The sequence below is a fragment of the Sphingobium sp. 3R8 genome, assembly GCF_020166615.1.
In the GTDB taxonomy this organism is placed as follows: Bacteria; Pseudomonadota; Alphaproteobacteria; order Sphingomonadales; family Sphingomonadaceae; genus Sphingobium; species Sphingobium bisphenolicum.
In genome coordinates, this window is sequence record NZ_JAIQXR010000072.1 from 1 (window position 1) to 503 (window position 503).

Sequence of the window (503 nt, forward strand, 5' to 3'; positions counted from 1 at the left end):
GATAGGCGACAGTCCGGTTTCGGTTGCGCGTGGCCGATAATCAGACAATTATGCGAGGAAATGAAGGGGAGAGCCATGCTCGAAGGGCGAGATTGGTACGCTGTGGGTGGAGCGACGGCAGAGGAGTTGAGTAAGCTACGGACCGTCGCGCCGGACAATCTGCCCTCACGGTATCTCGATCTGCTCGCCTTTAGTAATGGCGGCGAGGGTCCGCTGGCGGTTCAGCCTTACAACCTCTGCTTGGACCCCGCGATGAGAGTCGCGGAGACTATCAGCAGCGAGAATAATGGCCAAGCGGATCTACACGGCTTCCTCATCTTCGGCAGCAATGGCGGCGGAGAGTATCTCGCATTTGACACCCGCGAAGAAGCGCCGTGGCCCGTCGTTGTGATCGATATGGTAGCGGGCGGAGATAGCGCCGCGATTATCGCACCTGACTTCGATGTGTTCTATGACCGGATAGGGATCGAGGTGGAGGCGATCTGAACGGCCGAAAATGGTCG

The 503-nt window shown here is 58.3% G+C and carries 1 protein-coding gene; it reads left to right on the forward strand.

Annotated features, from left to right (window positions below):
• A partial coding sequence (locus K9B33_RS22960; RefSeq protein WP_224551429.1) for an SMI1/KNR4 family protein occupies nt 1–486 on the forward strand: 486 nt, incomplete at its 5' end.
• Between the last annotated feature and the right edge of the window lie 17 nt (nt 487–503).